Annotated in this window: 20 protein-coding genes; 19 read left to right on the top strand and 1 reads right to left on the bottom strand. The window is 60.2% G+C overall.

Features of this window, described 5'->3' with window-relative positions; genetic code table 11:
* Positions 1–43: 43 nt before the first annotated feature.
* Positions 44–1,030 (bottom strand): zinc-ribbon domain-containing protein, encoded by a 987-nt coding sequence (locus ACQRAQ_RS04035; protein WP_427794015.1) that lies wholly within the window; start codon positions 1,028–1,030, stop codon positions 44–46.
* Positions 1,031–1,326: 296 nt separating this feature from the next.
* Here ACQRAQ_RS04035 and tmk point away from each other — a divergent pair, with 296 nt between their 5' ends.
* The 19 genes from tmk (at position 1,327) to ACQRAQ_RS03940 (ending at position 19,933) form a co-directional block, all read left to right on the top strand.
* The gene (gene tmk, locus ACQRAQ_RS04030; RefSeq protein WP_427794014.1) at positions 1,327–2,010 is read left to right on the top strand and encodes a dTMP kinase; all 684 of its coding nucleotides are present in this window, start codon (positions 1,327–1,329) and stop codon (positions 2,008–2,010) included.
* Between the two features lies 1 nt (position 2,011).
* Positions 2,012–3,139 (top strand): ATP-binding protein, encoded by a 1,128-nt coding sequence (locus tag ACQRAQ_RS04025; RefSeq protein ID WP_427794013.1) that lies wholly within the window; start codon positions 2,012–2,014, stop codon positions 3,137–3,139.
* On the top strand, positions 3,130–4,824 hold the full coding sequence (locus ACQRAQ_RS04020; RefSeq protein WP_427718946.1) for a PSP1 domain-containing protein: 1,695 nt from the start codon (positions 3,130–3,132) through the stop codon (positions 4,822–4,824). The genes ACQRAQ_RS04025 and ACQRAQ_RS04020 overlap by 10 nt, the downstream gene beginning before the upstream one ends.
* A 150-nt stretch (positions 4,825–4,974) precedes the next feature.
* The gene (locus ACQRAQ_RS04015; RefSeq protein WP_427794012.1) at positions 4,975–5,733 is read left to right on the top strand and encodes a ComF family protein; all 759 of its coding nucleotides are present in this window, start codon (positions 4,975–4,977) and stop codon (positions 5,731–5,733) included.
* A gap of 11 nt (positions 5,734–5,744) precedes the next feature.
* A complete protein-coding gene (locus tag ACQRAQ_RS04010) occupies positions 5,745–6,854 on the top strand; it encodes a hypothetical protein (RefSeq protein WP_427794011.1) in 1,110 nt (369 codons plus the stop codon).
* A 749-nt stretch (positions 6,855–7,603) separates the two neighbouring features.
* The gene (locus tag ACQRAQ_RS04005) at positions 7,604–8,596 is read left to right on the top strand and encodes a substrate-binding periplasmic protein (RefSeq protein ID WP_427794017.1); all 993 of its coding nucleotides are present in this window, start codon (positions 7,604–7,606) and stop codon (positions 8,594–8,596) included.
* A gap of 317 nt (positions 8,597–8,913) precedes the next feature.
* Positions 8,914–9,498, top strand: coding sequence for a ribosome hibernation-promoting factor, HPF/YfiA family (gene hpf, locus ACQRAQ_RS04000; protein WP_055285508.1), 585 nt, complete (start codon positions 8,914–8,916; stop codon positions 9,496–9,498).
* Between the two features lie 80 nt (positions 9,499–9,578).
* Positions 9,579–10,532: a DegV family protein gene (locus ACQRAQ_RS03995; RefSeq protein WP_427794010.1), complete on the top strand. Its 954-nt coding sequence runs from the start codon at positions 9,579–9,581 to the stop codon at positions 10,530–10,532.
* Positions 10,533–10,630: 98 nt separating this feature from the next.
* Positions 10,631–11,710, top strand: coding sequence for an NAD(P)-binding domain-containing protein (locus ACQRAQ_RS03990; RefSeq protein WP_427718955.1), 1,080 nt, complete (start codon positions 10,631–10,633; stop codon positions 11,708–11,710).
* 5 nt (positions 11,711–11,715) lie between these two features.
* Complete coding sequence (locus ACQRAQ_RS03985; protein WP_427794009.1) at positions 11,716–12,144, top strand: hypothetical protein; 429 nt, start codon at positions 11,716–11,718, stop codon at positions 12,142–12,144.
* Positions 12,145–12,159: 15 nt separating this feature from the next.
* The gene (locus ACQRAQ_RS03980; RefSeq protein ID WP_427794008.1) at positions 12,160–12,858 is read left to right on the top strand and encodes a hypothetical protein; all 699 of its coding nucleotides are present in this window, start codon (positions 12,160–12,162) and stop codon (positions 12,856–12,858) included.
* 6 nt (positions 12,859–12,864) lie between these two features.
* The gene (locus ACQRAQ_RS03975) at positions 12,865–13,950 is read left to right on the top strand and encodes an isocitrate/isopropylmalate dehydrogenase family protein (protein ID WP_427728602.1); all 1,086 of its coding nucleotides are present in this window, start codon (positions 12,865–12,867) and stop codon (positions 13,948–13,950) included.
* Between the two features lie 127 nt (positions 13,951–14,077).
* A complete protein-coding gene (locus ACQRAQ_RS03970; RefSeq protein ID WP_427794007.1) occupies positions 14,078–15,163 on the top strand; it encodes a hypothetical protein in 1,086 nt (361 codons plus the stop codon).
* A gap of 647 nt (positions 15,164–15,810) precedes the next feature.
* Positions 15,811–16,254, top strand: coding sequence for a PTS fructose transporter subunit IIA (locus tag ACQRAQ_RS03965; protein ID WP_117743271.1), 444 nt, complete (start codon positions 15,811–15,813; stop codon positions 16,252–16,254).
* Positions 16,254–16,535, top strand: coding sequence for a preprotein translocase subunit YajC (gene yajC / locus ACQRAQ_RS03960; RefSeq protein ID WP_022094612.1), 282 nt, complete (start codon positions 16,254–16,256; stop codon positions 16,533–16,535). The genes ACQRAQ_RS03965 and yajC overlap by 1 nt, the downstream gene beginning before the upstream one ends.
* Before the next feature lie 36 nt (positions 16,536–16,571).
* Positions 16,572–17,054: a PTS N-acetylgalactosamine transporter subunit IIB gene (agaV, locus tag ACQRAQ_RS03955; RefSeq protein WP_154514998.1), complete on the top strand. Its 483-nt coding sequence runs from the start codon at positions 16,572–16,574 to the stop codon at positions 17,052–17,054.
* A gap of 90 nt (positions 17,055–17,144) precedes the next feature.
* Positions 17,145–17,945, top strand: coding sequence for a PTS mannose/fructose/sorbose/N-acetylgalactosamine transporter subunit IIC (locus tag ACQRAQ_RS03950; RefSeq protein ID WP_427794006.1), 801 nt, complete (start codon positions 17,145–17,147; stop codon positions 17,943–17,945).
* Entirely contained in the window at positions 17,935–19,017 is a 1,083-nt protein-coding gene (locus ACQRAQ_RS03945) for a PTS system mannose/fructose/sorbose family transporter subunit IID (RefSeq protein WP_138374505.1), read from the top strand. The genes ACQRAQ_RS03950 and ACQRAQ_RS03945 overlap by 11 nt, the downstream gene beginning before the upstream one ends.
* Positions 19,018–19,201: 184 nt before the next feature.
* Complete coding sequence (locus ACQRAQ_RS03940) at positions 19,202–19,933, top strand: GntR family transcriptional regulator (protein WP_427794005.1); 732 nt, start codon at positions 19,202–19,204, stop codon at positions 19,931–19,933.
* The last annotated feature ends 46 nt before the right edge of the window (positions 19,934–19,979 follow it).

Here is a 19,979-nt window from a genome sequence, read left to right as displayed (position 1 = left end):
GTTTAGGAACGTCCCCAACTGCCAGCTCGGGAACGACAAAACGCTAGTTCACCTCGACGGGTTTGGCGCTGGGATAGCGGTCCTCAAAGTCCAAGCGATACTTGTTGCTGCTGGTTCCCGGCTCGTTGTCGCGTGCCAGCGGCGCCACGATTTCGTCCTTATGGTCCGAGGGCTTTGCGTACTTTAGACTGATCTCCCAGGCATCGCAGATCGCGTCGATGCGGTGATCAAGGTCGTCATACAGGGCAATGATGTCTTTCCAGGAGTGGTAGTTCTTGGAGCTCATGGGGACGTCCAGGTCCTCGACGATATCGTAATACTGCTCGATGGTCTCCTCCGTGCGCTCGGCGACGTCGGCGAGATTTTGACGGGTGGTGCGATCTTCTTCCAGATAGCTACCATTGAAGGCCTGCGCGCAGGCGCGGACCTGGCTATCGAGGTCCTCGAGCAGGTCGTAGTATTCGCTCAGGCGACGGTAGAGGTTCTGCTCGGAGAGGGTTGCTTCGCCGCCAGCCTCGTCCTCGTCGTCATCGTCATCGTCGTAAAGGCTATTGGGGTCGCCGAGAGGCTTGAGGTCATCATCGTCAACATCGTGGTGCAGCTTGGTAACCTCGGCAGTCGTCTGCGTGGCAGAGTTGTCGAACGGTTTGATCACAAAGAAGATGACCAGGGCGATGATGATTGCCACCAGCGCAACGATAACGGCGACAAGCGCCCCGGTGCCGCTCTTTTTGGGAGCGGGGGTCTGTGGCGAAGCAGGCGCGTATGCGGGAGCCGGCTGCTGTTGGGGCGAGCCGCTTGCGACGGGTATGCACTGTGTGGTCTCGACGGCCGCGGGGCTTGCGGCGGGGTCGGGGCGATAAGCGAGGGGATCGTCCGCCTTGGCTTGCGGCGTATCAAGGGGCCCGGTCTGCTCAAAAGCGGGCTGGCTATCGCTCGCGGCTGTTTGCTCAACGGGTGCACCGCACGAGGTGCAGAACTTGGCATTATCTGCAAGAAGCTTGCCGCACGAGGCGCAATACCGAGACATTGCCACTCCTTTCGCCACATTTCAATGCCATACGACGATTATACCAAGCATCCAAAATTCCCCATCATAAGTTGCGGTGAAATAGGGACTGTTTGGCGGTCTTAGAGCTTCAGTCAGTCCCTATTTCACCGCAACTTTGGAAAGGCACCTTTAGTCATTGGGGACGTTCTTAAACGACCAGTCAATTAAGAACGTCCCCAATGACTAGGTTGGATTTGGGGTGCGCCTGCCCCTGGGGTATCATGATTTGGTTGATATATCTGCATTTACGCGCCTTGTAGGAAGGGACTGCGCCCATGGCTTTTGAGCCCGCTCAACATAGCTTTATCACGCTCGAGGGCGTCGATGGTGCCGGTAAGTCCACGCAGGCGCGCCTGCTGGCCCGAGCGCTCGAGCTCGCTGGCTACCAGGTCGTGACCCTGCGTGAGCCGGGTGGTACCGCCATTAGTGAAAAGATCCGTGCCCTGCTGCTCGACCCCGCCAATACGGCGATGGGGGATACCTGCGAGCTGCTGCTCTACGAGGCCGCGCGCGCCCAGCTGGTGCACGAGGTCATAGCTCCCGCCCTTGCGGCCGGCAAGGTGGTCCTGTGTGACCGCTTCTATGATTCCACGACCTGCTACCAGGCGTTTGCCGACGGCCTCGATCGCCAGATGGTACGCGACGCCAACAACCTTGCTGTCGCGGGGACGCACCCGGCGCTCACGCTCGTCTATCACATCACGCCCGAGCAGGCGGCGCTGCGCATGTCCGCCCGTGGTGCGGTCGACCGCATGGAGGCCAAGGGCATGGTGTTCCAGGAGCGCGTTTACCAGGGATTTAGTGCCATTGCCGCCGAGGAGCCAGATCGCGTGAAGCTCATCGACGCCACCGCTTCCATCGAGGACGTCTTCGCGCAGACGGTCGAGCAGGTTCGCGCGTACGGTCTCGACATTTCCCAGGACGCCGTCACCGCCACGCTTGCCCAGGAGGCCGAGTAACATGGCCCCCGCTCAGGCAAGCTTGCTGGCCAAGCTCGACACCCAAGAGCGCGTACGCGATTTTTTGACCAACGCCGTCGCCAGCGGCCGCGCATCGCACGCCTACCTGTTTTTGGGCGCTCCCGGTGCCGGCAAGCTCGATGCCGCCTGGGCGCTCGCCCAAGCCTTCCTGTGCGAGCAGGACGGCTGCGGCTCATGCGATAGCTGTGTGCGTGTCGCCCGCCATACGCACCCCGACGTGCACTATTACACGCCCGAGAGCGCCACGGGCTACCTCATCGCCCAGACCCGCGAGCTGCTCGACGACGTGCCGCTGGCGCCCATCCGTGCCAAGGCCAAGGTCTACATCATCGACCGTGCCGAGCAGCTGCGCGCCAACACCGCCAACGCACTGCTCAAGACGCTCGAGGAGCCGCCCGAGGGCGTTATGTTTATCTTGCTGGGCACCTCGGCAGACGTGATGTTGCCCACCATCGTGAGCCGCTGCCAGTGCGTGCCGTTTCGGCTGGTGTCGCCCGCCGTGGCCACGAAGGCCGTGAGCCGCGCGACGGGCCAGGATCTCGCACGCTGTCGCATGGCGGTCGCCGTGGCGGGGAGCCCTACGCGCGGCATCGAGTTCCTTAAGAGCGCCGAGCGCCAGGATGCTCGCCGCCAGATGATCCGCGCCATCGATTCGCTCATCGCCGCCGACGAGGCCGATGTACTCAGCCGCGCCAAGTCGCTCATCGTCGCCGTTAAGGCTCCGCTCGCCGAGGTCAAGTCCACGCAGGAAAAGGTGCTCGAGCAAAACGCCGATTATCTGTCGCGTGGAGCATTGAAGCAGCTTGAGGACCGCAACAAGCGCGAACTCAACGCGCGCGAGCGTTCGGGTATCATGGAAGCGCTGGCGAGCGCGCGGACGCTCATGCGCGACGTGCTGCTGACGCTTCAGGATGAGGCGGCAGACATTGTGAACGAGGACGTGCGCGACACGATCGGGCGGCTTGCCGCCGCGACGAATGTTGCGGGTGCCACCCGGGCGCTCGAGGCGGTCGCGACCGCCGAGCGCAACATTGCCAGAAACGTTACTCCCCAGCTGGCCATCGAGGTCATGCTGTTCGATATCAGGAAGGCACTGAAATGCCGTTAGTCGTACCCGTTAAGTTTACCTACGCCTCGCGCGACCTGTGGTTTGACCCGCAGGATCTGGATATCCTCGAGGCCGATTATGCCATTTGCTCCACCGAGCGCGGAACCGAGATCGGCCTGGTCACGGCCGATCCCTTCGAGGTGCCGCAAGACGAGATCGGTCAGCCGCTCAAGCCCGTGCTGCGTGTGGCGAGCGATATCGATCTGCAGCTTGCCGACGACCTGGCCATCCAGGGCGATGAGGCCATGGTCGATTTCCGCCGTCTGGTCAAAGATCTCGACCTCGAGATGAAGCCGGTGGGTGTCGAATACCTGTTTGGCGGCGAGAAAGCCGTGTTCTACTTTGCGGCCGAGGAGCGCGTCGATTTTCGTCAGCTCGTCAAGGACCTGTCCTCGACGCTGCACATTCGCGTTGACATGCGCCAGATTGGCGTGCGCGACGAGACTCGCTTGGTGGGCGGCTATGCCCAATGCGGACAGGAGCTCTGCTGCACGCGCTTTGGCGGACAGTTTGAGCCCGTCTCGATTCGCATGGCAAAAGAGCAGGACCTGCCGCTCAATTCGTCTAAGATCAGCGGCGTGTGCGGCCGCCTGATGTGCTGCCTGCGCTATGAGTTCGAGGCGTACAAGGACTTTAAGAGCCGTGCGCCCAAAAAGAAGACGCTCATCGATACGCCGCTCGGCAAGGCGCGTATCCAGGAATATGACACGCCGCGTGAGCAGCTGGTGCTGCGCCTAGAGAACGGTAAAGTCTTTAAGGTCAACTTGGCCGATATGACGTGCTCGGAGGGCTGCAAAAAGAAGGCCGCCGAGCAGGGCTGCAGCTGCCGCCCCGACTGCGTGACGCGCGATGTGCTCGAGCGCATCGAGTCGCCCGAGATGCGCCTGGCGCTCATGGAGCTCGATCGCGAGAACGGCGTCGACGTGGGCGATGGCCTGTCGAGTGCCGACCGTCTGGCCGGCACGTCGATGCCCAAGCGCCGTCGTCGCGATGCCGAATCCGATGCTTGTGCCGGTCAGGGCCAGGGCGAGGGTCGTGGCCGCGGAAAGGGCCGCGGCAAGGCCGAGGCGTCCGAGGCCGAGGAGGCGGCCGGCGGCCGTCGCCGCCGCAAGCGCGCGGCGTCCGTCGACAACGGCGAGACCGCGGGCAAGAACGCCTCTCGCGAGCGCGAGGCTCAGCAGCCCCAGCAGCAAAACCGCGGCGGCGGCATGAACCCCACGCGCCGTCGTCGCCGCCACCTGTCGAGCGAGGAGCGCGAGGACGCCTTCCGCGCCGCAGCCGCTCGCGAGGCCGGTGCCGCTCCCAAGGGTGCCTCGGCCTCCGACGCGCCTGCCGACAAGGCTGGCAGGCCACGTGGCGAGGAGGAGCGCGCGCCGCGTCCGCGCCGTCGCCATTCCTCGGGCACGCAGCAGAAACCCTCGGTTCCTTCTGTGGCCGATCAGGTTTCGGATGGTGAAGTCAAGGTCACGCGCCGTCGCCCCGGCGATGGCGGAGGAGCTGCCGCCAAGGCTTCGCGCGGCGGTGCTCGCGACGAGCGCGAACCGCGTGAGGATCGCAGTGGCGAGGGTTCGGCCGACCAGAGTCAGAAGCGCCGCCGCCGTCGCCGTTCCCGCAAGCCGCGCCAGGATGGTGGCGAAGGCTCGACCCACACCTCGTCCGCACCGCAACCGCCTGCCGGCGAATAGCGCCCGCAAGCGGATTCGACTTGTCTGACCCCAAGTGCAACGGGGTATCATGGCACTGAATCGACAACCCTCCCTTCGCCCAAGCGTAGGGAGGGTTTTGTCATTAATAACTGTCTGAATGGTTTGAGCCGCTTACGGAGTGCCGGCATCTTGCCGTTAGCGGATGAATTGCTACCGTTTGCCGAGCGCGCGGCGCATGAGGCACTCGAGGTTCTTTCGCCCACGCGATGCGCCGGTTGCGAGCGTGCCGGTGCGCTTATTTGTCGGGAATGCCTGGCGTCGCTCACGCTTGTCGATCCGCGCCACAGCTGCACGAGGTGCGGCGCTCCGTTTGGAGACCTGCTGTGTACCGAGTGCTCGGTCGAGGGTGCGTCTTCGACGGTGGCTAAGGCCCTCGATCGCTGCCTGGTGTGCGCTGTCTATGCACATCCGTTGCCGCGCATCATCAAGGCATACAAGGATGCGGGCGAGCGCCGTCTGGCACCGTATCTGGCAGAGCTGCTCTACGACACCGCCTTGCATGCCCAGGTAGCAGCCCCCGACCGTTACGGCGGCGTGCTGTCCGGTGTCGACGCGGTGGTATTTGTGCCCGCGACTGCGGCGGCGTTTCGGCGGCGTGGTTTTGATCACATGGAAGCAATCGCGCGCTCGTTTTGCGATCTTTCGGGCGTGCCATTGTTGGACGCCTTGGTCAAATACGGTCATGGCGACCAGCGCGAACTCGGTCGCGCCGAGCGCCGGGAACATGCCCGGGACATGTACGAGACGGTCGAGGATGTACGTGGCTGCCGTCTGCTGCTCATCGACGATGTCATTACCACGGGCGCGACAATGGCAGCGGCCTCGGCGGAGCTTAAGCGCGCCGGCGCCAAAGCCGTCGATGGCCTCGCTATCGCACGCGTTTGGTAGGGGTGATTCGTGTGGCGGTAACAATCAGGCAGTGTGACAAACCGACAAAAGAGCAGCTAGCGGCTTCCGTGATCCTGACGGGCGCCTCGGCGTTGCGTATGATTCGAGCCGAGCGCCGGCAGATGGGCTACATCGGCTGGAAGGACCTTGAGCCCGAGGAGGAGCGCCGCGTGCTGTGTGCGTCATCGCCTTCGACCGAGGATATCTATCTTCCCGACCTGGTGCGAATTGGAGCCAAAAGCGGCGAGGTGCAAGAAGATCTGTGCTTGCTGGTGGGATCTGCGGCGCAGCGCCGCCGCATGCCTGGCGTGGGCTGGTCCGTGTGCTCCGGGTTGCCTGTCGGCTCGATTCTAGAGGTGGAACCGGGGGTGTACAGCCTATCTCCCGAGGCCCTTTGTGTTGCCGTCGCCCGCGAGGTCGGCTGTATCCAGGCGTTTGCCCTGGCCCAGGAACTGTGTTCCAAGATTTCACTAAGCGATCGCGGGAAGTATCTACCTCCCTATACTTCGCCTGTTGCGAATAGACTTGCAAAGGACAAGGACCAACCGGCAGACGTGGGCTACTTTGAAGTCGAGCCGGTGTTGACGCCCGATCGCCTGGCAGATTACCTTGCGGCATGCAAGGGGAGTGCGGCCAAACAACTGCTACGCCTGTGTCCCTACCTGTCAGAAAACCTGCGCTCACCCCTGGAGTGCATCATGCTTGCCATGTTTTCGCTTCCGTTTTCCTATGGCGGATTTGCCTGCGGTCCCTTTAAGACCGACTACAAGATCGAGTTCGATGACCGCGCGCAGGCAATCTCGGGGATGCCGTATGCAGTTTGCGATGCGTATCAGGAAACAGCCCGGTTTGACCTGGAATACAACGGTGAGCTTGGTCATTCCTCTCGAAGGGGACGTGTCCATGATGAAAAACGCAACACGGGCTTGATTACTATGGGAGTCGAGGTCGCGACGGTCAATAACGAGATACTTTGCGACATGGAGGCAATGGAGGCACTCGCATGGCGCATCCACCAGCGTATGCGAAAGCGGTACCGGAATCGTGTCGATGCTCGCAGGAAGAAGCAAGAGGCGTTGCTTAACACGCTGCGGGCGTGTTTTGGGCTTAAGCCGGTATAATTCGCGTCGAAAATAGGGGGTTAATCATATGCCCTGGCCAAAATATGGCAAATATGAGTACTGTCACTAAATCAGTAACAGCAAAATCAAGGAATTTAGGACTCGGCGGCGTCGTAAAGTAAAAAGATAATAAACAAATGTAGAATAACTAAGCATCAGGTTGGCGACACTGAGCGCAAAATCTGTCCGAGAGGCCAAAATTGCCTGTTACAAAATTGGTAACAGTACTCATATTTGCCATTTTTTGGCCACGGCACCCCGAGGCGGGCGCCCCGGAGCTCCCCGTAGGGGAGCTCTGGGCTTCATGGGAACACGCACGGTCCGCTCCGACCTGCGAAATCTGTACTCGCGGTGCGAATGACGACCTAACCTTAAACTTTAGCTTGAACTTAGCTATAATGCGCTACGTTCCCGCCAGGCTGTGGTTGCGGACGGGCAATGCGCCCATCCAAGTCCAAGACAGACGCGGTCAAAGGGATCCACGTAAGCGACCGCGTGCGCGCGGCGCGATCATGGCGCGTCCTAGATGTAAGCCGCACCGTCCGTTCTACTTTCTTTGGGGCAATACCGCCTCGCGGGCGAGCGGGCCAGTCGTGAAGGTGGCTGCGGCCTCCCGAGCAAACGCCCCGGTGCGCAAGTGTGGGGTCAAATACCAGGTCAGCTGGTGGGAACAACCCGATATTCCGTGCAGGGCACGGATCGTATACGACACAGAAGGCAGGGTAGCGGACATGGTGAGGGGCAGCTTGATGCATGCAGCTCGGTTGGGTGCTGGGACCGCGGCGGTCATTGCCGTTTTGGGCCTGAGTGGGTGCGCGTTCAATCCACTGTCCACGTTCACGACGCCCACGATCGACCAGATCGAGCGCGAGACCGTTACCCCCACGGTATCGGACGATGCCCTGGTCACGCCGGGAACCCTGACGGTCGCCCTCGATACTTCCGATGCCCCGCAAGCCATGCAGGATGCCGACGGAAACCTCACGGGCTATGCGGTCGATTCCGCTCGCGCCCTCGCATGCCGCATGGGTCTCAAGGTCGCCTTTGTCGATGCGTCCTCGGCCGATTCCGCGCTCAGCGATAAAAAGGCCGATATCTTCATTGGCGACGTCAGCTCTACGGACGGCGATATCAGCTCGCTTGGCACCTGTCTGTACGACGCCCCCGCCGTATTCGGCAAGAGCACTGACGGCGAGTCGTTGAGCGTTTCCACCGAAACGCTTAACACCGCTACCCTGGGCGTTCAGACCTTCTCGGCCTCGCAGGAAGCGCTCGCCAAACAGGGCATCACGGCCAACCAAAAGACCTTCTCCAACATCAACGAGTGCTTCGAGGCACTCGAGTCGGGCGAGGTCGATTACGTGATCTGTGATTCCACGGCCGGTGGTTACCTCGCGCGCCTGATGAGCCAGATCTCCTGTGTCGGCACGCTCGAGACGCCCTCCACGCTTGGCGTCGCAGGCCTTAGCTCTAACGATGAGCTGTGCCGTGCCGTGGGCGATGCCCTCGACGACATCACGGTCGACGGCACGCTCGAGGCGGTCCACTGCGTCTGGTACGGCCAAATGCCCTATGACCTTACCGCCAAGACTGTTTCGGGGGCCAATGTGCAGGCATCCGAATCCACGTCCAACGAGACCGAGTCCTCCGATGGCGACACCTCCGATAACAACGGCGACAGCCCGTCGTCTAGCCAGGAGGGCGCCATCACCGACGATGACATCAACAAGCTCAATAGCTAGTTATTGGTAGGGGTGGCGCCTGCCATACATTGAACAAGGTGCTTCTTCACGATTTCAACACGCATGGCCGGGTCTCCCCCATAGGGGAGCCCGGCTTTTCAATTTTGATAAAACCAGCAGCTCAAGGGCAATTTCCAGGAGAAAAACCAACTCCGCCGACGCCCTCATATAGCGCACTTTGCCGCGGAAAAGTGCGAGACTTCGGTATGCGGTATCAAGCAGTCGTTATTCGGGCCTTTGGGAATTCGGGTGATTAAATGCACGGCAATGGGTACATAGCCAGTACAGTAAGTCCCCGAGGCAGATTGGAGCCACGTATGGATATCAAGGTTTCTGGACGCAAGACGACGGTAACCGATGCTCTGCGTGCGCATGTGGACGAGAAGATCGGCGAGGCGCTCAAGGTTTTCGATATCGAGCCCATGACAGTCGACGTCGTGCTTCGTTATGAGAAGAACCCCTCGAACCCCAACCCGGCAATCGTCGAGGTCACGGTTCGTGCCCGCGGCTCTGTGATTCGCGTCGCCGAGCACGGCGCAGATATGTATGCCGCCATCGATCTCTCCGCCGATAAGGTCACCCGCCAGCTGCGCAAGTTCAAGACCAAGGTTGTGGACAACCGCCAGGGCGGTGCCAGCGCCGCGGATGTCGCACCGGTCGAGCGCGTCGAGGATCTGGCCGACCTGCTGCTGCCCGAGGAGGACGACGACCTGCTCGTCCGCGAGAAGGTCATCGATGTCACCCCGATGACTGAGGAGCAGGCGCTGGTGCAGACCGATCTGCTCGGCCACGACTTCTACGTGTTCGAGAACGCGACGACTGGCCTCATCAATGTGGTGTATCACCGTAAGAATGGTGGATATGGCATCATCAAGCCCCGCATCGAAACACTTGACGAGTAAAATACGTTAACTTGCATGAGTTAACGGTTGGCGGCCATCCCATGCGGGTGGCCGCCTTTTTTACGTAAGGAGTCGCTTTGATGGACAAGGCCGCATCCGCCGGTCATTCGGACCGTTGCCGTATCGTCGTCGATACCTGCTGCGACTTTAACCCCGAGGTCGCCGCGAACCTCGATGTCGATATCTTGGGCTTCCCTTTCATTATCGATGGCAAGGAGCGCACGGACGACATCTGGTCGAGCATGAGCCCTAAGGAGTTCTACGACCGTATGCGCGCCGGTGCCCGCGTGTCCACCTCGGCTGTGTCGCTCGGTCGCTATATCGAGTTCTTTACCGAGTGCGCCAAAGAGGGCACGCCCACGGTTTACCTGTGCTTTACCTCGGCGCTGTCGTCGAGCTACAACTCTGCGTGCCAGGCGGCAGATGCCGTGCGCGCCGAGTATCCCAACTTTGAGCTCTACGTGGTCGACAACGCTCTGCCCTGCGCGACCGGCGAGCTCCTGGCGCTTGAGGCCGTGCGCCAGCGTTCGGCGGGACTGACTGCCAAGCAGCTGGTCGATTGGGCAAACGAGGCCAAGACCTACGTGCACGGCTACTTTACGCTCGAGAGCTTCGATGCGCTGGCTGCCGGCGGCCGCATTCCGCCCGCGGCGGCGCAGCTCACGGCAAAGCTCGACGTCAAGCCCGAGCTCTCCTACGACCTTGCCGGCTCGCTGTCGCTGATCGGCGTCAACCGCGGCCGCAAGAAGGCGCTCAAGTCCATCCTCAAGTCGTTCCGCGAGAACTACGTGCCCGATCGCACCATGCCCATCGCCATCATGACGGCCGATGCCGAAAAGGACGGTGACTGGCTCGAAGCCGCCATCCGCAAGGAGGAGGGCTGCGCCGACGTCACGATCATTCGCAGCTCCGTGGGCCCCACCATCGGCTCGCACGTGGGCCCCGGCATGGTGGCCTGCGCGTTTTGGGGCAAGAACCGCACCGACAAGGCGTCGCTTTCCGACCGCATCGCCCGCCGCGTGCGCGGCCAGTAGACAAGCGCTGCGTCCGTAATCGCCCTCGACTCACAGCCCAAACGCTGGCAACGAGTATTCAACCTGGTAATAACACCCAACCCAAAAGGAAAGGTTTCATGGCAAACAAGCTCTCTGTCGCATTTATCGGCACCGGAATCATGGGTGCCCCTATCGCCGGCCACATTCTGGACGCTGGCTATCCCGTCACGGTCAACAACCGCACCAAGTCCAAGGCTGCAGCGCTTGTTGAGCGCGGTGCCGTCTGGGCCGATACGCCGGCAGATGCCGCGGCGAACGCCGACGTCGTCTTTACCATGGTGGGCTATCCCTCCGAGGTCGAGGAGCTCTACCTGGCGGGCGACGGTCTGCTCGCGTGCACTAAGCCCGGTGCGGTCCTGATCGACCTCACCACGAGCTCGCCCGAGCTGGCGCGCGACATTGCCGAGGCCGCCCAGGTTTCCGGCCGCATGGCGTTTGACTGCCCCGTCACCGGCGGCGAGTCGGGTGCTATCGCCGGCACGCTTACGGCTATCGTGGGCGCTACCGAGAACGACATTGCCCCGGTCCGCGATATCCTTTCCACCTTTGCGGCAACCATCTGCTGCTTCGACGGCGCCGGCAAGGGCCAGGCTGCCAAGCTCGCCAACCAGGTGTCGCTGGGCGCCTGCATGGTCGGCATGGCCGATGCGCTGGCGTTTGCCGAGCTGAGCGGCCTTGATATGGAGAAGACCCGTCAGATGATCCTGGGCGGCACCGGCAAGTCCGGTGCCATGGAGAGCTTGGCGCCCAAGGCGCTCGACGGCGACTACAAGCCCGGTTTTATGGTGGAGCACTTCATCAAGGACCTGCGCTTGGCGCTCGCCTATGCCGACGACCGCGAGCTTGCGCTGCCCGGCGCCGACGTGGCCTTTACGCTCTATGACATGCTCGACGCCATCGGTGGTGCCAAGCTGGGTACCCAGGCCATCAATGTCCTCTATAAGGAGGAGGCCGACGCCATTGCCGCCGGTCTGGACTGGTCGCAGTATCGTCCCGAGGAGCATGGTGCTCACGAGGAAGGCTGTGGTTGCGGCGAGCATGGCGACGACCACGAGTGCGGTTGTGGCCACCACCATGGCGAGGACCACGAGTGCTGCGGCGGCCACGGCCATGACGACGGCCACGAGTGCTGCTGCGGCCACCATCACGAGGAGTAGCGCCCATGAGCTGGACGTTCGTGGTGCTTGCACTAGTGCTCTTTCTCTTTGCGATCTACATTGGCTTTTTGTGCGGCCAGTGGGCGTGCGAAAAGCGCGTCATCACCAAGCGCGACTACTGGATTGCCAACTTTGCAGGGGCGGCGGCAGTCGTCCTGCTGACCTGGGTGTTCTCGCTGTTCCCGCTGGTGCAGTTTGCGCCGATCGGCTGGCTTGGCGGCTTTATCGCCGGCCTTAAGATGAGCTTTGGCGAGTCCGTTGGTCCGTGGCGCAAGCACGATGAGGTCTTTAACATCAACCAGGCTCATCGCGCCGCCGCCGACGCGGGAGACGCCGAGGAGCGCCGCCGCGCGCGTCGCAATGGCGCGGCTGACCGACAGCTCATCTCGGTCACCGATGACAGCAAGGGTGCTGGCAGGCACACTAAGAAATAGTAAGAAGAGGTAACTATGGCAGAAAACAAAGACGAACAGCTCACCGACGAGGAGCTGGCACAGCTTCAGCTGGCAGAGGAGAACGAGAACACCGTCTACCGCTTGGTCCAGGAGCTCGGCTGCCCCACGCGCCGTATCCGCCAGTTTGCCGCCCGCGTGCTGCACCTGCTTGCCGAGCGCGACCCGCAGCGCGTCGTGCCCTGCGTGCCCGCGCTGATCGAGGCGCTCGACCGGCCCGAGGCTCAGACTCGCTGGGAGGCCCTCGATGCCCTGGCGGCGCTCGCCACCACCTGCCCCGACCAGCTGGGCGATGCCTTTGAGGGCGCCGAGACCGCACTGTTTGACGAGATTTCCTCCACGCTGCGCTATGCCGCCTTCCGCCTGCTGTGCGTGTGGGGTGCCACGAGCGTCGAGCGTTCGCGCGAGGCTTGGCCCATCCTGGACGAGGCCATCCAGTGCTACCACGGTGACCTCGAGTATCGCGATATGCTCGGCTGCCTGTACGAGTTTGGCAAAGGCGAGATCGATGCCGAGATCGCCGAGAAGCTTGCGCTGCGCCTTAAGTTCGATGCCGAGAACGGCAAGGGCAGCTATCTCAAGGCCCGTTCGAGCGAGATTTGCGAAATGCTTGTTAAACGTTTTGGCCTGGATCTCTCCAAAAAGAAGAAGCGTGCTAGCGTTAAAAAATCTGACGACGCCGAAGACGAGGAGTAACAGATTATGGCGCACGATGTAGTCCTGATTCCCGGTGACGGTATCGGTCCCGAGATTACGCAGGCCATGCGCCGCGTGGTCGAGGCCGCCGGTGTCCAGATCAATTGGAACGTCCAGGAGGCCGGTGCCGGCGTCATGGACGAGTTTGGCACGCCGCTGCCCCAGCATGTGCTCGATGCCGTCGCCCAGACCAAAGTTGCCATCAAGGGCCCCATCACCACGCCGGTCGGTACGGGGTTCCGCAGCGTCAACGTTGCCCTGCGTAAGTACTTCGATCTGTACGCCTGCGTGCGCCCCTGCCTGTCGCAACCGGGCGATGGCTCGCGCTTCCGCGATGTCGACCTGGTTATCGTGCGCGAGAACACCGAGGACCTCTACGCTGGTATTGAGTTCGACGAAGGCGCTGCCGAGGTCGAGGAGCTTTCACAGCTTGTCGAGCGCTCGGGTCAGAAAACCTTCGCCGCGGATTCCGCCATCTCGATCAAGCCCATCTCCATCGCCAAGAGCCGCCGTATTGTGGAGTACGCCTTTGAGTATGCTCGCCGCTGCGGCCGCAAAAAGGTGACGGCCGTGCATAAGGCCAACATCATGAAGGCGACTGACGGCCTGTTCCTGCGCGTGGCTCGCGAGGTGGCTGCCAACTATCCCGATATCGAGTTCAACGACAAGATCGTCGACGCCACCTGCATGGGTCTGGTTCAGAACCCCAACGACTTCGATGTTCTAGTCCTGCCCAATTTGTATGGCGATATCGTCAGCGACTTGTGCGCCGGTCTTGTAGGCGGCCTTGGCATGGCCCCCGGCTCCAATATCGGAGCCGACTGTGCCATCTTTGAGGCCACGCATGGCTCCGCGCCCGATATCGCTGGCCAGGATATCGCTAACCCCACGGCCGAGATTCTGTCTGCGGCTATGATGCTCGATCATCTGGGCGAGAACGACGCTGCCAATCGCATTCGCGCCGCCGTATCTGCCACGCTCGACGAGGGCGAGCAGGTTACCGGTGACGTGCGTCGTGCCCAGACCGGCTCCATTGAGGGCGCCGTGGGCACGCAGGCCTTTGCCGATGCCGTTATCGCGCATCTTGCCTAAGGGGATACGGCTTTCAAACGCCTAAGCGGTACTTATACGTTTGCGGATAACCTGAGAATGAATACGCCCGGCGCTCTGTCGGGCGTATTCTATTGAGGACTATGTTTCTTAACAAGGAGTAACTGATATGGGTCTGATTCAAAAGAAGGACGAGAAGGACGAGATCGACGGCATCCAGATCATCGAGCGCGGCGAAGGCCCCGACGGTGACGAGGACGAGAAGATCGATCTGGTCGCAGGTACGTCTGCCGAGCACATTGCTGCCGGCACGACCGCCGAGGAGGAGGACGCCCGCCTGGAGGCTCAGATTGCCGCGGATGCCGCCGACGAGAACCTCATGCCTGAGGAGCAGGACGAGGACGATGACTCCGACGTGGACGACAGCGCATCCAAGCACAAGAAGACGATGATTGCCGCCTTTGTGGTCGCCATCGTGATCGCTGCTGTGGTCGGCTTCTTTATCGGCAACGGTGGTTTTGGCGGCAAGGGCGTCGGCTCGGCGACCCTCACCGAGGACCAGCTCGATTCGACCGTGGCAAGCTACAGCTACAACGGCAAGAAGAGCGACATCACCGCGCGCGAGGCCATCGAGAGCCAGTACAGCCTTGATACCGTCAAGGATAGCGATGGCAACTACACCGCTCCCTCTGCCGACGTTATCCTGTCCTACGTGCGCAACCAGATTCTGCTGGACGCTGCCGAGGATGAGGGCATCACCGTCTCTTCTAAGGAGATGAAGGAGTACGCCGAGGATTCCATCGGCACTTCGGACTACAAGACCATGGCCACGCAGTATGGCGTGTCCAAGGACCAGGCCAAGCAGATCGTCCGCCAGTCCGCGACGCTGCAGAAGCTCTACAAGAAGAAGGTGGGCGATAGCTCCGCAAGCATGCCGATCGCTCCGACCGAGCCTTCTGACGGCAACGAGGACACCGCGAGCAAGGACTACGCCGATTACATCATCAACCTTGCCGGTGACGAGTGGGATAGCAAGAAGGGCACCTGGAAGGACGCCGATAGCACCTACGCTAAGGCTTTTGCCGACGATGCCTTTACGGCCGATAGCGCTACCTATAAGCAGGCCATGACCGCCTATTACACTGCCTACCAGCAGTACTCTTCGCAGGCCTCGAACGCCAGCTCCAAGTGGACCGAGTACGCCAACGGCCTCTACGCCAAGGCCAATATCAGCATCTACGGCCTGTTTGCGTAAAGATTACCTGAGCCTTCGAGTACGAAGCCGAAATATCTGATGAAGCCCCCTAGAACGGACATCGTTCTAGGGGGCTTTTTGCGTTGGAGGGCTATCTATTGAGACGGAAAGGGCAGATTGAATGATCACGCACGTGCTTCATCGGGTCTCCCTAATTCATCTGGGAAAACAACTGCAAACGATTGCAAGTAACCGGTGAACGGTCGAAAACGACCGTTCGCCGATAATCTCAAAACTGGTTCAGACTGGTATTAAGTCAAAAAGACCAATTCACATATCTTCACAATGACCTGCAATTTTTCTACACGCCATTTTTAGCCGCCCTGCGTTGTTTAGACACGGAAAAAAGATCCGATCTTTTGCCAAAGCATTTCGAAACGGTTTCAAAACCGCAGGTAGATGTGTTAACGACCGGTAAACGGTCGAAATATCACCGTGAGCGGTGCAAAAACGTTTTACTGTATGAATCAACGAAAGCGACCTCTTCTGGGGTGATATAGTGACAACAACACGTCACGTGGTTACTACCAGTTGAGAAACCACTGGTCTTCAAAGAACGCTTTCCAAGAAGCTTTAAGGGCGAGCGCCCGCTGGCTTCCGAAAATCATCGGACTCAGATCGTACACACCTTCGGAAGGGAAATTTGAATGGTTGGCTTTATTCTTACCGGTCATGGACAGTTCGCACCCGGTCTCGCAAGCGCTATCGCTATGGTTGCCGGTGACCAGCCCGCTTTTACCGTCGTTCCTTTTGAGGGCGATCAGGCTGCTTCCTACGGCGAGGATCTCCGCGCCGCTATTACCGCCATGCGCGAGGAGTGCGATGGCGTGCTCGTCTTTACCGACCTGCTTGGCGGCACCCCGTTTAACCAGTCGATGATGATTGCCCAGGATGTCGACAACGTCGAGGTTCTGACCGGCACTAACCTCCCCATGGTTATTGAGCTTCTGTTCCTCCGCGGCAATGCCACGCTCGCCGAGCTTGGCGAGCAGGCAGTGACCGTTGGCCAGACGGGCATCACCGCCCAGACGGTCGCATCCGTTGCCGGCTCCGACGAAGAGGATATCTTCGGCGACGAGGACGGCATCTAATGGCCGATTTCGGAGCCAACGTCCTGAGCTCCTCGGTCGCTCTTTTAGGCCTGCTTGTCATCATGGGCTTGATTTACACCATCTGGTCGCAAATCAACATGAAGAAGAAGCAGAAGTACTTCAAGGAGCTGCACACCGAGCTCAAGCCGGGTCAGGAGGTTCTTTTCGCCGGCGGTATCTACGGAACCGTCAAGGGCATCGAAGGCGAGAAGGTCCAGATCAAGGTCCGATCCGGAGCCGTCGTAGATGTTTCGCGTTACGCGATTCAGGAGATCAAGTAACTGTCGTCAGCAAATAGCGAAAGGAAGCTGATCAACATGGCAGAACCCAACATTCTTCTTACCCGCATCGATAACCGACTGATTCATGGTCAGGTTGCCACCCAGTGGAACTCCACTCTGGGCTCCAACCTCATCCTCGTCGCCAACGACGACGTTTCGACCAATACCATGCGCCAGAACCTCATGAAGATGGCCGCTCCCGCCGGCGTCGCTACGCGTTTCTTCTCTCTGCAGAAGACCATCGACGTCATCGGCAAGGCGAGCCCGCGCCAGAAGATCTTCATCGTGGCCGAAACACCGGAAGACGTGCTTACGCTCGTCAAGGGCGGTGTGCCTATAAAGAAGGTAAACATCGGCAACATGCACATGTCGGAGGGAAAGCGCCAAGTCGCCACCTCCGTCGCAGTTAACGACGAGGATGTCGCTGCGTTTAAAGAGCTGCAGGAATTGGGGGTGGAGCTGGAGATCAGGCGCGTTCCGAGCACGCCTGTTGAGGACACGAGCAAGCTCTTCTCGTAATCCTCGTGATCCACATTGTCAGGAGTGAAACCCTGACGTTCTGTACGTGATATCAAAAGTGCGTACATGCATTTTGAAAGGAGGAGCAAGATGGAATACTCGATCATCCAGGTCGCTCTGGTCTTCATCGTCACGTTCGTCGCGGCAATCGACCAGTTCAACTTCCTCGAGTCTCTCTATCAGCCCATCGTCACCGGCGCCGTCATCGGTCTTATCCTTGGCGACCTCAACACCGGTCTTCTCGTGGGTGGTACCTATCAGCTCATGACGATCGGCAACATGCCGATCGGAGGCGCTCAGCCGCCTAACGCCGTCATCGGCGGCATCATGGCAGCCATTCTCGCAATCGCCACGGGCCTCGAGCCCAACGCGGCAGTCGGCCTTGCCATTCCGTTCGCTCTGCTTGGTCAGCTCGGCGTTACCCTGGTCTTCACGCTTATGTCGCCGCTCATGTCCTCCGCGGACAACATGGCTCACAACGCTGACACCAAGGGTATCGAGCGTCTGAACTACTTCGCCATGGCTCTGCTCGGCCTGATCTTCGCTATCGTCGTCACCCTGTTCTTCATCGCTGGCGCTACCATCGGTCAGACCATCGCTTCCGCCATCCCGGCTTGGCTGCAGACCGGTCTCTCCGCTGCAGGCGGCATGATGCGCTTCGTCGGCTTCGCCGTCCTGCTCAAGGTTATGATGAACCGCGACATGTGGGGCTTCTTCCTCATGGGCTTTGGCCTCGCGATCATCACCGTTGCCAACGATTCTCTGGCAACTCCTGCCCTGCTCATCCTCGCTCTCATCGGCTTCGGCATCGTTTTCTGGGACTTCCAGCAGCAGACCGAGCTGAAGGGTGCAGCTGTTTCTGACGGAGGTGACTTCGAAGATGGCATCTAATGAGTATGTGATCCCGGAGCACTACGAGGATCTCACTCCTGCTCCGCAGCTCGACCAGAAGACCCTCAACAAGATGGCTTGGCGCTCCTGCTTCCTGCAGGCCTCGTTCAACTACGAGCGTATGCAGGCCGCTGGCTGGCTCTACTCCATCATCCCCGGTCTGGAGAAGATCCACACCAACAAGAACGACCTCGCGGCTTCCATGAGCCACAACCTGGAGTTCTTCAATACTCACCCGTTCCTCGTCACCTTTGTTATGGGCATCGTGCTTTCGCTCGAGCAGAACAAGGTTGACATCCCCACGATTCGCGCCGTCCGCGTCGCCGCAATGGGCCCGCTCGGTGGTATCGGTGACGCCCTGTTCTGGCTGACGCTCGTGCCTATCACGGCTGGCATCACCTCCAACATGGCCATCAACGGCAACGCCGCTGCGCCGATCATCTTCCTGGTGATCTTCAACGCCGTCCAGTTCGCACTGCGCTTCTGGCTCATGAACTGGTCCTACAAGCTTGGCACCAGCGCTATTGACGCTCTGACCGCCAACATGCAGGCCTTCACGCGCGCCGCTTCCATCATGGGCGTCTTCGTCGTCGGTTGCCTGGTCGTCACCATGGGTGGCACCCAGATCAACCTCCAGATTCCCAACGGCACCACCCGTGGCCTCTCCGCTACTACCGTGATCGTCTCCGAGAAGGAGGCCGAGAACTTCACCGGTATGGAGGGCATCGATACCGAGACCGCTGAGGCCGGTACCATCGCCATGACCGATAAGGACGGCAACGCCCTCACCGCTTCCGATGCCGACGGCAACGCTGTCGAGTGCGGCGTCACCGATCTGGGCAACGGCATGGAGTCCGTGACCTACGGCACCGTTACCGAGGATCCGGTCAACTTCTCTGTTGCCGATACCCTCAACACCATCGTCCCGAAGCTTGTCCCGCTTATGCTTACGCTGCTGCTTTACTACATGTTCGCTAAGCACAGCTGGACCCCGACCAAGGGCATTCTGCTGCTCTTCGTCCTGGGCATCCTGGGCGCTGGCCCGCTTGGTCTCTGGCCGAGCATCTGGTAAGGCTCTAGCTTGAGGGGTGTGTCCCTACGCGGCTCACACCCCGACCCCTTAAGCCATGTGTATGTTAAAAGCCGCGTGCTCGAAAGAGCGCGCGGCTTTTGTTTTCTTGATGATTCGGATGTGGCAGACAGATAATGTTAACCACCCAAGGTAGTAGCCGAGTTTGAGAAAATGGGAGGATAGGATGGCGATCGGGGCGCGTAAGCAACCGCTGTACGATCAGCTGGTCGATATTCTGACCGAAAAGATTGACCATGAATATCGCGCCGGTGACATGATTCCTTCCGAGCGCGAACTTTCGGAGCGCTATGGTCTCTCGCGCACCACGGTACGCCTGGCTCTGCAGGAACTGGAGCGTTTGGGACTGGTGGTTCGGCAGCACGGTCGCGGTACCTTTGTGACCGACCGTTCGGCAAAGGCAACCAATCTTATGCAGTCCTACAGCTTTACCGAACAGATGCGCGCGATGGGTCGCGACCCCGAGACCACGATTCTCGAGTTTTGTGAGATGGAGGCCGATAAGAATCTAGCCGAGCATATGGGATTGCATATCGGTGATCGCATTTTTAAGCTCAAGCGCCTTCGTTCTGCCGACAACATGCCCATGATGGTCGAACGCAGCTATCTGCCGGTTCGTCAATTTCTGTCCCTAAAGCGACCACTGCTGGAGAGTAAGCCGCTTTACGATGTGATTGAGCAGGACTTTCAGCAAAAGATTCGCGTGGCCGAAGAGGAGTTCTATGCGAGCATAGCCCGTCCCACCGATGCCCACCTTTTGGCAATTGTCGAGGGGTCGCCTGTGCTCGATTTGGTCAGGACTACGTATAACGAGTCAAACGAGGTTGTGGAGTATACGCTCTCGGTTGCTCGTGCCGATCAGTTTAAATACAAGGTTTACCACCAGCGTAGCAACTAGTGTTCGCATCGTTTCCATATGGTGATTCCTTGCATTTAACTGGTTA

It is taken from the genome of Collinsella sp. SGI.178 (assembly GCF_050313495.1).
GTDB lineage: Bacteria > Actinomycetota > Coriobacteriia > Coriobacteriales > Coriobacteriaceae > Collinsella.
This window is presented reverse-complemented; position numbering and strand designations above follow the sequence as displayed.

Bases quoted from the DNA above. Each gene is read 5' to 3' on its own strand.
- tmk (WP_427794014.1), top strand. From the start codon at position 1,327: ATGGCTTTTGAGCCCGCTCAACATAGCTTTATCACGCTCGAGGGCGTC.
- ACQRAQ_RS03965 (WP_117743271.1), top strand. From the start codon at position 15,811: ATGGTTGGCTTTATTCTTACCGGTCATGGACAGTTCGCACCCGGTCTC.
- ACQRAQ_RS04005 (WP_427794017.1), top strand. From the start codon at position 7,604: ATGCATGCAGCTCGGTTGGGTGCTGGGACCGCGGCGGTCATTGCCGTT.
- ACQRAQ_RS03950 (WP_427794006.1), top strand. From the start codon at position 17,145: ATGGAATACTCGATCATCCAGGTCGCTCTGGTCTTCATCGTCACGTTC.
- ACQRAQ_RS03980 (WP_427794008.1), top strand. From the start codon at position 12,160: ATGGCAGAAAACAAAGACGAACAGCTCACCGACGAGGAGCTGGCACAG.
- hpf (WP_055285508.1), top strand. From the start codon at position 8,914: ATGGATATCAAGGTTTCTGGACGCAAGACGACGGTAACCGATGCTCTG.
- ACQRAQ_RS04020 (WP_427718946.1), top strand. From the start codon at position 3,130: ATGCCGTTAGTCGTACCCGTTAAGTTTACCTACGCCTCGCGCGACCTG.
- ACQRAQ_RS03995 (WP_427794010.1), top strand. From the start codon at position 9,579: ATGGACAAGGCCGCATCCGCCGGTCATTCGGACCGTTGCCGTATCGTC.
- ACQRAQ_RS03990 (WP_427718955.1), top strand. From the start codon at position 10,631: ATGGCAAACAAGCTCTCTGTCGCATTTATCGGCACCGGAATCATGGGT.
- ACQRAQ_RS03940 (WP_427794005.1), top strand. From the start codon at position 19,202: ATGGCGATCGGGGCGCGTAAGCAACCGCTGTACGATCAGCTGGTCGAT.
- ACQRAQ_RS03945 (WP_138374505.1), top strand. From the start codon at position 17,935: ATGGCATCTAATGAGTATGTGATCCCGGAGCACTACGAGGATCTCACT.
- ACQRAQ_RS03975 (WP_427728602.1), top strand. From the start codon at position 12,865: ATGGCGCACGATGTAGTCCTGATTCCCGGTGACGGTATCGGTCCCGAG.
- agaV (WP_154514998.1), top strand. From the start codon at position 16,572: ATGGCAGAACCCAACATTCTTCTTACCCGCATCGATAACCGACTGATT.
- ACQRAQ_RS04035 (WP_427794015.1), bottom strand. From the start codon at position 1,030: ATGTCTCGGTATTGCGCCTCGTGCGGCAAGCTTCTTGCAGATAATGCC.
- ACQRAQ_RS03985 (WP_427794009.1), top strand. From the start codon at position 11,716: ATGAGCTGGACGTTCGTGGTGCTTGCACTAGTGCTCTTTCTCTTTGCG.
- ACQRAQ_RS03970 (WP_427794007.1), top strand. From the start codon at position 14,078: ATGGGTCTGATTCAAAAGAAGGACGAGAAGGACGAGATCGACGGCATC.
- ACQRAQ_RS04025 (WP_427794013.1), top strand. From the start codon at position 2,012: ATGGCCCCCGCTCAGGCAAGCTTGCTGGCCAAGCTCGACACCCAAGAG.
- yajC (WP_022094612.1), top strand. From the start codon at position 16,254: ATGGCCGATTTCGGAGCCAACGTCCTGAGCTCCTCGGTCGCTCTTTTA.